The sequence below is a fragment of the Bacillus sp. YH3-2-B2 genome, from assembly GCF_053663335.1.
In genome coordinates this window covers 895,380-910,291 of the sequence record NZ_JBSJQE010000003.1, presented here as the reverse complement: position 1 = coordinate 910,291, position 14,912 = coordinate 895,380, and the positions used below count along the sequence as shown (strand labels likewise).

Sequence of the window (14,912 nt, the reverse complement as noted above, 5' to 3'; positions counted from 1 at the left end):
TGGGGGTCTTGACGCAAGAGGGTTATATTGAGTTTTTGGGACGGAAAGATCATCAGATTAAAGTTCGTGGATATCGCGTGGAGTTAGGTGAAATAGAAAGTGTAATATTAGAGCACCGACAGGTGAGAAACGCGGTAGTCATTAATCAAAAGGATGCCAGAAATCAAGATGTGTTATATGCGTACGTAGCGGGGCACCAATCCTTACCGCCAACTGATCTGAAAGAGTTTTTAAGCCTGAAAGTGCCGGAATATATGATACCTAGCTATATCGTACAGATTGAAGAAGTTCCTTTAACAAGTAACGGAAAAGTTGATCGTAAAAAACTGCTGGCTTTAGACGTTACAGATCAAGCATCGATTGGAAGGAAAATCAAAGAGCCTCGAACAGAAATTGAGAGAGACTTAGTTGATATCTGGAAAAGCGTTCTGAAAACAGATGAGATCAGCATAGATGACAACTTTTTTGAATTAGGCGGCAATTCCATATTGATCATTAATTTAATTACTGCTATTGAGGATCGTTTATTTATTAAATTAGATTTTAAAAATTTTATATCCAACAGTACCATTGAGAAACTAGCAAAAGTAATCAGTGTTTCTGAAAGAAAAAGTAAAACAAATAGTAATGTGATGGAAATCCAAGCTGATATTAAGAATAAAAATACAGAATTCGATTTAACTAACGTTCAAATGGCTTATCTTATGGGGAGAGATAAACAATTTGAACTTGGTGGCACTTCCACGCATGCTTATTTAGAAATTGAGACTGAGCTGAACATTGAAAAACTCAACAAAAGTTTACAAAAAGTAATAGATTATCAAGACATGCTGCGTGCGGTCGTTCTTCCGAATGGAAGGCAAAAGATTCTTCAACAAGTCCCTCAGTATGAAATATCTGTACAGGATATTAGTCAATTAAGTGATATAGAACAAGAGAAGAAAATAGTAGAAGAAAGAGACAGAACATCACATCGTATCTTTAATCCAAATGAGTGGCCTTTATTTGAATTCAAAGCCTTGAAAATTCAAGGGGATAAACATAGATTATTTTTCGGTATCGATATGTTAATAGCTGATGGTGCCAGTATCCAGCTTTTATTTAAACAGATATCTGAATTTTATAATGGAAAAGATGAAATGGTGCCATTGGAAATAAGCTATAGAGATTATATGTTAGCATACCAAAAAGTCAAGACCACTCACAAATATGAAAATGATAAAGCCTATTGGTTAAGTCAGCTCGAAGGTTTTCCAAAAGCACCTGCGGTGCCATTAAAAGAAAGATTAGATGCAATAAGCAAGCCAACTTTCAATAGAAAATCTAAAATAATTGACAAGCCTCTATGGGAAACACTTTGTAAAAAAGCTGCAAGCTATAATATTACACCTGCAATAATATTATTTACAGCCTACGCAAAAGTGTTGTCGAAGTGGAGTAACCAACAAAACTTAGCGGTAAATACAACAGTATTTAATAGACAGCCTTTCCATAAACAAGTTAATGATATAATAGGTGATTTTACATCGCTGATTATGTTAAAAGCGAGTTTTGAGAAAAAAATGAACTTTTGGGAGGAGGCAAAAAAGGTTCAGGTTACTTTCATGGAAGCACTTGAACATAGAGACTATGATGGAGTTGAATTTATAAGAGAATATGCTAAATATAATAATCTAAATCACAAAAGTGCGACAATGCCAGTAGTGTTCACCAGTATGTTATTTGGAAACATGTTTAATCTTAATAATAATGATCTATTAAATATTGGTGAGTTAAAAATGGCAGTCAGTCAGACATCACAAGTTTATCTGGATCATCAAGTGATAGAACTCAATGATGGAGTCATGCTTAGCTGGGACTATGTTTCAGAGGCTTTTGAAAATGACGTAATTGAGTCAATGTTTGAGGAATATACCCACATTATTGACCAATTAACGTCCGGTGAGATGATGTCTTCTGAAGACACAGCACTGGAACAAGCAATTACTGATTATAATCAAACTGAGAAGGCCATCAAGCCGGATACTTTATATCACTTGTTTGCCAGACAAACAGTAAAAACACCTGAGAATGTTGCGATTGAGTGTCAAGGAAGAGCAGTTACCTATCAAGAGTTACAGGTCATGTCCAACCGCATATCTAGTTTTTTGGAAGAGAAGGGAATTCAGCCAAATGAGTATGTTGGGGTTATTGTTGATCGTGAGATCGAGACAATCGCCAGTATCCTCGCAGTGTTAAAAATTGGAGCTGCCTATATCCCAATTAATCCGGAATTCCCAAAAGAAAGACAAACATATATTGCGAAAGATGGAAATTGTAAAGTTGTATTAACAGCTGAACTGGCAAAAACTATTGTGGCAAGCTATAAAGAGTCTAAAAGAGAAAGTGTGGCAGTGCCGGAACAAATAGCTTATGCGATATACACTTCAGGAAGTACGGGAAAACCTAAAGGTGTAATCATAAAGAATGAAGCAGTAACTAATACAATATTAGACATCAATGAAAAATACAGTGTGAATGAAACAGACCGGTTTATCGGATTATCATCTATGTCCTTTGATTTATCAATATATGATATTTTTGGTGCTTTTTCTGCAGGAGCAACATTAGTAATGATCGAAGATCAGAGAGATATTAAAAAGATTCATGACATCGTAAAAGAGGAAAAAATTACAGTCTGGAACTCCGTTCCCATGATCATGGAAATGTTAGTAAACTACATGGATGAAACAGAAAACAAATCTAATGCTGGAGTTATTAACTATGACGAGCTTCCTGAATTAAGACTGGTATTATTAAGCGGGGATTGGATACCTGTTCATCTTCCTGAGAGGATTAAGGATCACTTCGTTGAAAGTGAAGTCATAAGCTTAGGCGGGGCTACTGAAGCGTCAATTTGGTCGATTTATTATCCAATTAAAACAGTCAAGGCTGAATGGACCAGCATTCCTTACGGTTATCCATTATCAAATCAAACTTACTATGTTTTAAACTATGAAAATGATCCTTGTCCAATCGGAGTTAAAGGTGAACTTTACATAGGAGGAAAAGGCGTAGCAGAAGGCTATTTAAATGATAAAGAAAAAACTGAAGCTTCATTTATTGATCACCCAGATTTCGGAAGAATTTACCGTACGGGGGATATGGGGGTCTTGACGCAAGAGGGTTATATTGAGTTTTTGGGACGGAAAGATCATCAGATTAAAGTTCGTGGATATCGCGTGGAGTTAGGTGAAATAGAAAGTGTAATATTAGAGCACCGACAGGTGAGAAACGCGGTAGTCGTTAATCAAAAGGATGCCAGAAATCAAGATGTGTTATATGCGTTCGTAGCGGGGCACCAATCCTTACCGCCAACTGATCTGAAAGAGTTTTTAAGCCTGAAAGTGCCGGAATATATGATACCTAGCTATATCGTACAGATTGAAGAAGTTCCTTTAACAAGTAACGGAAAAGTTGATCGTAAAAAACTGCTGGCTNTAGACGTTACAGATCAAGCATCGATTGGAAGGAAAATCAAAGAGCCTCGAACAGAAATTGAGAGAGATTTAGTTGATATCTGGAAAAGCGTTCTGAAAACAGATGAAATCAGCATAGATGACAACTTTTTTGAATTAGGCGGTAATTCAATTTCACTTTCAAATGTATACACTAAAATAGAAAAAAAATATTCAGATTTGAATATAGTTGATTTATTCAAGTATCAAAAAATTAGTGAATTATCACATTTTATTAGTGATATGAAAGAGGAGAATAAGAATTTAAAATTAAAATCAGTAAAATTACCTCCCAAAATTCTTGCTAACAGAAAAGATAATAAAAATGAAAAGACTATAATTTTAGAAAAACAGTTGGACATTAAGGTTAAAAACGGCTTAGAAGAAGTAAATAACAAAGTAATAAATACATTTTTATATTTATTTAGTAACTTTATAGAAAACGATGAATATTATGTATCCATTTTAAAAACGAGTAATATAGATTTGGAAAAAATAAATATAGAAGAGTATAGTGATTTAACCGAGTTTATAAAAAACATAGAGGAGAATAATATAAAAAGAAAGATAGTATCCAAAATAACTTTACGTAGCAACCTGGGTTTTGAGAGAGATAATGCTCATATTAATGTTTTGATAATAGATAAACAAAAAGTCAAAAATAATATTAGCGAATCTTATGAATTTATATTTACTTATTTAGTTAATGATAAGAATGTAAATCTCGAATTAATATTTAAAAATAATAAACTGCGGGAAATATCAGTAGAAAAGTTTTTTAATACTTATATAAATATTATTTCTGATTTAATATAAAAGTAGAAAGGGCACCTTTTTTAGGTGCTCTAAAAAGGTGAGTGATGTTTTTATGTTTAATGTTTTTGAACAACTAGATAAAAACGAAATTAAGTTCACTAAAAAAGAAATAGAAACCAAAGTCGCTATAATTGGTATAAGCTCGAGATTACCTAAATCCAATAACTTCAGAGATTTTTGGTATAATTTAGTAAATAAAGTTGATTGTATTGGAGAAATAGACAGCCAGAGAAAAAAGGATTGCGATTATTTTTTTGAAAATAAAGGAATAGATACGAAAAAAATAAACTATCAGCAAATGGCTTTTGTAAACGATGTGGATAAATTTGATTACAAATATTTTAATATTCCTTATCAAGAAGCATCTTTGATGGACCCTCGTCAAAGATTATTTCTAGAGTCAAGTATTCATGCATTATTGGATGCAGGATACCCAGAAAAAAAAGTTAACGGAAGTAATATTGGTGTATACGTTGGTAGCAGTAATAGTGATTCAATATATAATTATGATAAGGTTATATATGATTCATCTATTCGAAATCCTATAAGTATTGTTAATAACCTTCCTTCAATGATTGCTAGTCGGGTTTCTTATTATTTGGATTTAAAAGGACCTAGTATGACTCTAGATACTTCTTGTTCCTCCTCTCTTGTAGCAGTTCACGAAGCATGTAAAGCTATAATTCATAATGAATGTGAGATGGCTATTGCAGGGGGATGTAACTTAAATCTTATTCCTCTTCAGCATGAAGTAAGACTCGGTATTGAATCGAGTACTTTTAGAACGAGGGCTTATGACAATGACTCAGATGGGACAGGATTTGGAGAAGGTATTATTACATTTATTTTAAAACCTTTATTCAGTGCTTTAAGAGATAATGATAACATTTATTCTGTGATAGAAGGAAGTAGTGTTAGTAATCAAGGGTTTTCTTTTGGGGTTGCTACTCCAAGTATTGAAGGACAGGAAAACCTTATTTCAGAAAATATTAACAAGTCCAATATAGATATCAATGATATTTCGTTTATAGAAGGGCATGGAACAGGAACTGCAATTGGAGATGTAATAGAGATAGAAGCAATCAATCGTGCTTTCTCCGAAATTAACAAAAAAAATTATTTGCCTATGGGGTCTGTAAAAAATAATATAGGTCATTTATTAAGTGCGTCCGGAGCTGCTGGATTATTAAAAAGCGTGCTTGCTTTAAAAAATCAAATGTTTCCACCAACGATAAATTATAATACTCCTAATAAAAATATAGATTTTAGTAACTCACCTGTGTTTATTAATACTGAGAAAGTAGAGTTGCATAAAAAAGAATTGCTGTTAGGATGTATAAGTTCATTTGGTATGAGCGGCACTAATTGCCATATGATTATTTCTAATTACAACAAAAAGAGAAATATTCCAAATAATGAGGATTGTTTAGAGCCTCAAATATTCACATTTTCTGCAAACGATGTGGATACTTTAACTTTTCTATTAAGTGATTTATATAATTTTCTTCTTGAAGAGAATCTGATGCTACTAAGTGATATTGGATATACATTGAATTGCAGAAGAGATCATTTAGCAAATAGAGTGGCTATAATAGCATCATGTAAGGAAGATTTATTAGAAAAATTAAAAGAAGCATTAAATAAGATTCAACAAGGAAATAAAATTATTAAAGATAGTGAAATTTATTTTAACGTTAGTGATATAACCTCTAATGTAAAAGAATTGTCTTTAGGAGATGAGTCTCAAGACGATTTAAGGCAAATTTGCAGAAGGTATATTATGGGCGGTGAAATAAATTGGGACATGTATTATAAAGAACATAATCAAGTTGTTTCATTGCCTGTTTTCACCTTTAAGAGAACTCGGTGCTGGTATAGTGAAGAAAAAATAGACTTTGTCTTAAATGACGATGTTATTTTAAATGAACAAGAAAAAATTGTAGTTGAAACATGGGCAAAACTATTTGGCCTAAATAAAATAGACTTTTCTCAAGATATTTACCAAGTAGGTGGAGATTCCTTGAGCTTGGTTAGTATGTATCATGAAATAGAGTCGAAAATACCCAATATTTCATTAGAAGTGTTTATAGAAAAAGAAACATTAAATGAAATTCTAGATTACGTTAATGAAGCATCACAAAAAAATAATGAAACAGATGAATTAATTTTTGAAAAGAATAATTGTAAAGTTTATAAATTCTCGAATGGAATAAATAATTCAAACACGTATTTAATTTGTAATCGTCATAAGAGTATCCTTATTGATTCTGGAGTTAGTTTAGAATATTTAACAGAGTTCTGTGAAAGATTGAAATTAAATCGAATAGATTATATTGTTCTTACACATGCTCACTTTGATCATACTTATTCTGCAAATGAAATAAAAGAAAAACTCAATTGCAATTTCATAATTCATGAAAGAGAAATAAATTTTGCGAGAGATATCATAAATAATGGACTTGCCCTTCTTGGGAAGAGTTTTAAGTTTGAAAGCGATGATATCCTAATTAAAGATAAATATACAGTTTTAAACATTGGAGATATTAGCCTCAAGATCATTCTCAGTCCGGGGCATACAACAGGTAGCGTATGCGTGCTTTATGACAAACTTTTATTTACAGGTGATACTATTTTTAAAGATAAAAAAGCAAAACCCGATAAAAAAACAGGAAATGAAGATTATTTAAAGAAATCCATTTCTTATTTAATTAATAATACTGAAGATAATACTATCATATGCCCTGGTCATGAAGATATTTCAACAATTTCATTTGTAAAAAAAAGAATTTATGATTTTTAATTTTATTTTATGAGGTGTTCAGATGTGAAGTTGGTGATTAGTGACAGTGTTTCGGATTTTTTTGATAAGATTTCTTCTCTGCTTTTCTTAAAACACGAAGGATTCTTCAAAGATTATAGCATTAAAATGGGTATAAACTTAGATAATGAATATTTTGTATTATTAGATGATCTTAAAAGAATAAAAGAGTTAGATAGTGAGTTTTTAAATTTTTATTTTGGCAGCTTTTGCGACTACAAAGATGTTAGGAATGCAAATATTTTTTGTTTAGCCACAACATTTTTTAAAATACCACAAATTTACACGAAAGATTTTTTTGAAATTATTGATTATTTGTCTGCAGTTACAGAAGAAGAGATAAGAAAAAATATTTTAGAGTCTCTAATTTATTTACAAAGAGATCTTAAAACCGAAACATCTACCCAACAGTATTTAAATGATAGGGAAAGTTTATTTGAGCTACTTAATAATCTAAATATAAAGCCCGAATACAAGTGGACCATATTTAAGGTAATGAAATCTCCTAAAACTTATGTAGATCAATTTTGCAATAAATTAATGTTGGTGAATGGTTATCTTAACGAGGCGATTTATAATTTAATTAAATTCAGAGATGAGTGGATGAATCAATTAAAAAACATAAATATAGATTTTCCAAAAAAGATAATCAGTACGTTAAAAGGTAAGGAATACTTATCTTGTAATTATATTAATATATATCCAACACTTTTACCTTGCACTGCAACTATTACGAAAAGTGAAGATAACATTTATGTTGGACTGGGTTATAAAGTTGATAAAATATTTGAAAATACATTAGAGAAAGCAGAGATTAATCACATCATTGATTTTTTGAAGCTTTTATCGGATAAAAGTAAGTTCAAGATATTAATCTTACTTAGTCATAAAAAAATGTATGCTAATGAGATTGCTGAACAGCTAAATTTAACCAACGCAACGATTTCACACCATATGAGAATTTTGACATTGCAAGGTTTAGTTGAAAGTACGAGAAATCAAAATAAAACATACTATTATCTTAATTCTTCTAAATTTCATTCTCTTCTGAATGGATTATTAGGGAAATTTAAATCTGCTTTAATTTTAGAGAAAGAGGAGTAAAATTAAGTGTATAAAACAGTTTATGATTTTATAGTTGATGCTGAAAATCGAGATGATAAAGGAATAACATTTATAAATGGATCCGATAATGAAGTATATATTTCTTATGCTCAAATATTTGAAAAATCCAGAAAAGTACTAGGAATTTTACAAAAAAAGGGTTTGAAAAAGAAAGATGAACTAATTATACAAATTGAGGATAATGAACAATTTATTAAAGTTTTTTGGGCGTGCATATTAGGTGGAATCATACCTATTCCTTTAAGTGTAGGGTATAATGAAGAGCATAAACAAAAAATACTTCGTATATGGAGTATTCTTAATAATCCTTATTGTATTTCTGATCAAAGAACATTACATTCATTTGAGAAAGTTGCGGATGCAGAAACTTATTCATCAATTGTAAAACGCTCAATTTATTTAGATGAAATTAAGAATTCTAATGAAGTGGGTGAATTAATTTCCCCAAAACCAGAAGAAATTGCTTTTATTCAATTCTCTTCTGGTACAACTGGAAATCCAAAAGGTGTAATATTAACACATAAAAATCTTATTACCAATATATCAGCATTAAATGAGGCTTGGGAGACATCGGAATCCGATTCCTCACTAAGCTGGATGCCTTTAACTCATGATATGGGCCTCATTGCTATTCACTTAGCATCAACGTATAAAAAAATTCAACAATATATAATTCCAACCTCCGTTTTTATCCGAAGACCGACTTTGTGGTTATTGAAAACACATCAACACCGTGTTACACAATTATACTCTCCTAACTTTGGATATAAGTTTTTGTTGGATAACTACAAAAAAAATCAAATCTATAACTGGGATTTAACTTGTGTTAGATTATTAGCTAATGGAGCAGAACCAATTTCTACTTCTTTGTGCCAGAGATTTTTAGAGGAAATGAAACAATTCGGATTAAAATATGAAACCCTAAATACTGTATATGGTTTAGCTGAGGCTACAGTTGCTGTTAGTGTGCCGAAATTAGGAAACCCTTTTGTTCCTGTAACCCTTGATAGGAGAGCTTTAGAAGTAGGTCATAAAATTCTAGAAACAGTCGAAGAAAAAAAGGGAGTAACTTTTGTTGAAGTCGGACCTGCTGTTCGTCATTGTTCTATCCGTATATGTGATTCTAATAATGAAGTTCTGGAAGATGATTTTATAGGTCATGTGCAAATAAAAGGGGAAAACGTAACGTCTGGTTATTACAACAATGAAACTGCTACTAAAGATGCTATAACTTCAGATGGCTGGTTAGATACAGGAGACCTTGGCTTTATACATAATAACAGTCTGGTTATTACTGGAAGGACAAAGGATATCATTATAAAGAATGGCCAAAATTATTATGCACATGACATAGAGAGGTTAGCAGAGAATGTAAAGGATGTTGAATTAGGAAATGTTGTGGCATGCGGGGTCACTAATGAACAGGAAGCGGAAGAAGACCTTGTGATATTTCTGAAATGTAAAAAAAGTTACGATATTACAACGACAGAGAAGGAATTGAAAAAAGAATTAACAAAACAATTAGGTTTAAATGTACATCAAGTTATACCTGTTAGAAAAATTTTTAAAACTACAAGCGGTAAAGTACAGCGTTCTAAAATGAAGGATTTTTATAAAGACTTCATTCTGTCTTGATTAAGTTTTACATTTAATCGTATTTTATGCCATCTCTGTCTTGTGAATGAATTACCTGATATTTCTTGTGAGAATTTATTTGGAATAAGAAATACTATTGATATGACATTATCAATAGGAGGACTGTTTAATGGCAACAAGACAATCAGTAGATGAACATCTCCAAAGAAGCGAACAGGCGTATGAATTTGCGAATGAGCAATTTATGACCGCTTCAAAACAAGAGCATTATAATGATAATGAGTACAGTGAAGCGCAAATGATGCTTGAAAACGCGGTGAATGAATTAAACAAGCTGTCATTATCTGCGAATGATCAGCAAAGAGAGCAGCTTTACCGAATGAGATTGCAGCTGCAGACCTTGCAAAACAACATGATTTTGCAGCGTAATTTTGATTACTGACCGCGCCGTTTCAAATGGTTCAGCAAACCTGCCGGAATCCCGGCGGGTTTTTTTGTATTTCTTTTAAAAAAGAATTGACAATAGGCCTGAGTGTGTTTATTGTATTACGTGTACTACTTGATGTAATACACATAAAACACTCGAAAAATGAATCGACATATAAATGTTAAGCATAGGGAAGGGGAACTTTCATGAAAAACAAAAGATCCGTAAAACAAGATGTGCCTCTTATTATCGCCGCCTCGGTTTTAGCCAGCAGTCTGTTTGTCGTTCTTGTCGTCATCGGTTTTCAATGGCAGAACATTTAAAGAAAGAGAGCAGCTCGTAAAAGAAAGAAGGGAAGTAAATGATTCAAATCGATCCGAGAAGCTCAACTCCGATTTATGAGCAGATCATACAGCAATTGAAAGAGCTTTGTTTAAAAGGGATCATGAAGCCGGGGGATAAACTTCCTTCTGTCAGGGAATTGGCAACGATCATTATCGCCAATCCGAACACAGTCAGCAAAGCGTACAAGGAGCTCGAACGCGATGGTGTCATTGAAACGCTGAGGGGAAGAGGAACGTATATATCGGAGAATGCAAAAACGACATTGGTTGAAGGGAAGATGACGATGATAAAAGAGCAATTGAAACAGCTCATCATCGATGCCCATTACGCGGGAGTTGAGCTGGAGAAGCTGCAGGAATGGATAAAGGAAATCAGCGCTGATGTGAAAGGAGGAAAGGATCATGATTGAATTGCGGAATCTCTCAAAAACGATAGACGGTAAAGAAGTGCTCAAAGATATTTCGCTCACCATCGGAAAAGGTGAAATTTTCGGGCTGCTCGGGCGAAACGGATCAGGGAAAACAACACTGCTCCGGCTCATTCAGCAGATTCTGCTGCCGGATCAAGGGACGGTTTTATTTAATCAGGTGGAAATAAAGCGTCATCCGAAAGTCAAACAGAATATCATTTATATGCCTGTTGAAAATCCTTTTTATGATAAGTATACATATAAACAGCTTGTTGCGATTGTAAGCAGAATCTATCCGAATTTTGATGTGACTTACGCCAATGAGCTGATGAACAGGTACGGCATTCCGGAAACGAAGAAATACCGTGAATTATCCACAGGCCTGAAAAAACAGCTTGCGCTCGTCCTTGCCTTTGCTTCACGCCCGGCTCTTATCCTTTTGGATGAACCGACGGACGGAATTGACGCCGTAACGCGTCATGACGTGCTTCAGCTTATGGTGGATGAAGTAGCTGAACGGGAAACGAGCATTCTGATTACCTCACACCGTTTAGAAGATATTGAGCGAATGTGCAACCGGATCGGGTTTTTGGAAGGAAATCAGCTGACGAATGTGATGGACTTGGATGATATGAAGGAAGAGTACATGAAAATCCAAATGGCATTTGAAGAGGACGTCGCCTTGAAGATCAGAGAACAAAATATACCGATTCTCGACCATGCCGGTGTGTTTTATACGGTGCTGATTCAAAAGAACGATGAGAAGAAAAAGAACTTTCTGCAAGAGCTGCAGCCGAAAGTATGGAACGAACTTCCTGTGAACTTAGAAGAAGTCTTCATCGCGAAGTTTGGAGGGAACCGGAGATGGTAGACAGGGGATTGCTGTACAGGGAATGGGTGCAGAATCGAACTGTTCTTGTGATGGTCGGCATTTTTTTAGCGGCGGTCAATCCATTTGAAGTGTTAAATACCTATCTGGTTTATCAAGGCTGTCTGGACACCCACGGAGCATATTGTAAGTTTTATGTGAATTCTTTGGATAGCGGAATGCTGAACTTAAACTGGGCGCCCGCTGTGATTTTGGCGGTTTGCTTATTCGGACTGGAGCGTACGAAAGGAACGATTGATGCGCTTTTCAGTCTGCCTTATTCCCGCGCTCAGGTGTTTCACACTAAATTTTGGCTCGGGGCGGCGGTCATTACCGGCGCTCAGGTGATCGGCTACGGGCTGGCTGAGCTGCTCATTCTTCTGTTAAAGCCTGAGCGCGTATATTTCTTCCACCATTACAGCGTCGGAGAGATTATTGTGAGTGTTTTGGCTTTTACATTGGTCGCGAGCGCAGGCTGCTTAACGGGGAATACGTTCGCCCAGCTGTTAACGGCGTTTGCCGTGTCGATATTACCATACCTGATCATTACGTTGCCGCTGTCCAATGTAGAAGTCATCTTCGGAGCCGGCATGTATGAGCTGATGCCGTCAGTGGATGCTTATATCAAAGTATACAATCTTTTTCAATATTTGAATCCGATCATGTACATGGATACAGATTGGGTATCTGCCAGCAAGTATATATTAATCATTCCGGCAGTGATGAGCATTGTATTTTATGCCATCGGGTACTTTTGCTATGTCAGGCAGCCGGTGGAACGGAACGGCCATTTTTTTCTCTGGAGACAGCTTGACCGGCCCATTCAGATTGTGGTGATCATCATCGCCGTTCTCGGTTTTGGTCTGGCGGGGTACTCGACGGGACAGACGATGACAGGGTATGTGGCCGGGATGCTGGTCGGAGGAGCGGTCGGATTTTTGGTCAGTTATTTTGCCATATATAAAAAAACGAAGCATGTGTAAGAAAGGAGGACCGGAATGATACCGCAGGGATTGTTGTACACAGAATGGAAGAAAAATCAGTGGTTGTTTATATGCAGCGGCATTCTTTTAATGGCGGCAAACCCTTTTTTGGTTTATAACAACTACTCAACATATCAAGAATGTTTGAATAACCAAGCTCTTCAAGATTGTGAATTCGTTGTCAATTATACGAATGGGTCGCTTCTTTCCTTCAGCTGGATTGTGAGTGTCATCATTGCCGTCTTCTTATTAGGCTTGGAACGGACAAAGGGAACGATGGATGCTTTGTTAAGCATGCCTTACAGCAGAGGCCAAATCTTTCAGACTAAATTCTGGCTCGGCGGGGCAGTCATTGTTGTTCCTCAGGCGATAGGCTATGGAGCGGCGTCATTGCTGATATCTTTGCTGAAACCGAGCCATACGTACGATTTTGATCATTTTTCAATCGGAATGATTGTCATCAGTTTTATGGCTTACGCCTTGTTAATGGCATCCGGAGCAATAACGGGACATATATTCGCCCAGCTGTTAACGGCGTTTACCGTAACGATTCTGCCTTTTTTACTCATCGGTCTGCCGGCCGCGAATTTGGAGGTCGTTTTCGGTTTTAGTGTCGGAGATCAATTTTCTTTTATCAGCAGTTATATCGAATCCCGTCTTTTTATATTTGTAACCCCTATTGGATATGTGTTTAACGAGTGGATCAGAGAAAGGGATTTGGTTTTAATCATTCCGATGGTGATGAGCCTTGTCTTTTATCTGATCGGTTACGTCAGCTTTCTGAAACATCCGAATGAACGGAACGGCAGATTCTTTCTATGGAGAAAATTGGACCGTCCGGTGCAGATTTTGGTGATTGCGTTTGCCGTTATGGGTTTCGGCGTTTTCGGATATGGGGTCACAGACACGATGTTCGGCTATTTAGCCGGCATTATCTTCGGCGCGGTTATCGGGTTTTTCATCAGTTATTTTACGGTTTACAGGAAGTCAAAGCATATGTAGATCCGTTTGAAAATGAGCAGTTTGGAGGAAGGCAAGGTGCCGATTAGCGGTTTGCTTTATAAAGAATGGAAGCAGCGGCAGACGCTGCTGCTGCTTACAGCGGGGTTCTTATCTATCTTAGGCCCTTTGGCAATTATAAATGAGTATTTTCACTATAAGGATTGTTTACGTGCACTTCAGCTGTACCCGGGGTCAGTTTGTACATTCAGCATCGATTACAGCAATTATCGGAATTTGATTGGGCTTCATTTCATTCCGCCGGTTGTTATGGGGCTTTTTCTGATAAGAGCAGGCCGGGCTGAAAGGATGTTTACACTGAGTCTTCCGTATTCGAGAAGCCGGATATTTCATACGAAGTTTTTCTTGGGAGCAGCCGTGTTAGCCGGCTCGCAGTTTGTTTCTTACGGAGTATCCGACATATTGTTTCTAGCGCTTAAACCTGACGCTGTCCATCATTTTCAATCATTCAGCGCAGGGATGCTGGTCATCAGCTTGATGATTTATGCATTAGTGACAGCTGCCGGCACGATAACGGGCAATTTAGCGGCGCAGCTGATCACAGCGTTCACGGTTTCCGTCTTTCCGATCGTGGTTATGACGATTTACCTGTTAAACGCTGAGTTCCTTTTTGGCAGGCAGGTTGTGCCGGATATTGATTTCCCTTGGAGCGGATTTCTGATCTATTTCATGCCTGCGGCTTACATCCATACATCATGGATGTATTACATGAAAAACGCATTGTTCATCTCCGCATTAATGGGATTTTGTTTCTATCTATTCGGCTATGTGAATTTCCTGAAAATGCCGAATGAACGAAGCGGACATTTTATCCTGAGCAAACACATTGAACGCATCATTCAAGTGCTCGTCATGTCGCTCAGTATGATGGGAAGTGCGGGGGTATGCGGATATGCTTATAACGGTTCGTATACCGGTTACATATTCGGCATGCTCATCGGTGCGGTTATCGGGTTTTTCATCAGTTATTACTTCATCTATAAAAAAACGAAACAGATATAAGGGGGA

Annotated in this window: 10 protein-coding genes; all 10 read left to right on the top strand. The window is 35.7% G+C overall.

Annotated elements, in window-relative coordinates; all coding sequences use genetic code 11:
• Positions 1 to 77 precede the first annotated feature (77 nt).
• The 10 genes from ACWJJX_RS14700 (at position 78) to ACWJJX_RS14655 (ending at position 14,906) form a co-directional block, all read left to right on the top strand.
• Positions 78 to 4,313 (top strand): amino acid adenylation domain-containing protein, encoded by a 4,236-nt coding sequence (locus ACWJJX_RS14700; RefSeq protein WP_454023081.1) that lies wholly within the window; start codon positions 78 to 80, stop codon positions 4,311 to 4,313.
• 37 nt (positions 4,314 to 4,350) lie between these two features.
• Positions 4,351 to 7,113 (top strand): beta-ketoacyl synthase N-terminal-like domain-containing protein, encoded by a 2,763-nt coding sequence (locus tag ACWJJX_RS14695; protein WP_454023078.1) that lies wholly within the window; start codon positions 4,351 to 4,353, stop codon positions 7,111 to 7,113.
• A gap of 9 nt (positions 7,114 to 7,122) precedes the next feature.
• Positions 7,123 to 8,235, top strand: a complete 1,113-nt coding sequence (locus ACWJJX_RS14690) for an ArsR/SmtB family transcription factor (protein ID WP_454023077.1) — start codon at positions 7,123 to 7,125, stop codon at positions 8,233 to 8,235.
• A 6-nt stretch (positions 8,236 to 8,241) separates the two neighbouring features.
• Complete coding sequence (locus ACWJJX_RS14685; RefSeq protein ID WP_044053545.1) at positions 8,242 to 9,891, top strand: AMP-binding protein; 1,650 nt, start codon at positions 8,242 to 8,244, stop codon at positions 9,889 to 9,891.
• A gap of 130 nt (positions 9,892 to 10,021) precedes the next feature.
• Complete coding sequence (locus ACWJJX_RS14680) at positions 10,022 to 10,294, top strand: YtzC family protein (protein ID WP_003152272.1); 273 nt, start codon at positions 10,022 to 10,024, stop codon at positions 10,292 to 10,294.
• 346 nt (positions 10,295 to 10,640) lie between these two features.
• On the top strand, positions 10,641 to 11,033 hold the full coding sequence (gene ytrA, locus ACWJJX_RS14675) for a GntR family transcriptional regulator YtrA (RefSeq protein WP_003152275.1): 393 nt from the start codon (positions 10,641 to 10,643) through the stop codon (positions 11,031 to 11,033).
• Entirely contained in the window at positions 11,026 to 11,904 is an 879-nt protein-coding gene (locus ACWJJX_RS14670; protein ID WP_003152276.1) for an ABC transporter ATP-binding protein, read from the top strand. The genes ytrA and ACWJJX_RS14670 overlap by 8 nt, the downstream gene beginning before the upstream one ends.
• The gene (locus ACWJJX_RS14665; RefSeq protein WP_454023076.1) at positions 11,898 to 12,884 is read left to right on the top strand and encodes an ABC transporter permease subunit; all 987 of its coding nucleotides are present in this window, start codon (positions 11,898 to 11,900) and stop codon (positions 12,882 to 12,884) included. The genes ACWJJX_RS14670 and ACWJJX_RS14665 overlap by 7 nt, the downstream gene beginning before the upstream one ends.
• Before the next feature lie 15 nt (positions 12,885 to 12,899).
• Entirely contained in the window at positions 12,900 to 13,886 is a 987-nt protein-coding gene (locus ACWJJX_RS14660; protein ID WP_454023075.1) for an ABC transporter permease, read from the top strand.
• 36 nt (positions 13,887 to 13,922) lie between these two features.
• Positions 13,923 to 14,906: an ABC transporter permease gene (locus ACWJJX_RS14655; RefSeq protein ID WP_454023074.1), complete on the top strand. Its 984-nt coding sequence runs from the start codon at positions 13,923 to 13,925 to the stop codon at positions 14,904 to 14,906.
• Positions 14,907 to 14,912 lie beyond the last annotated feature (6 nt).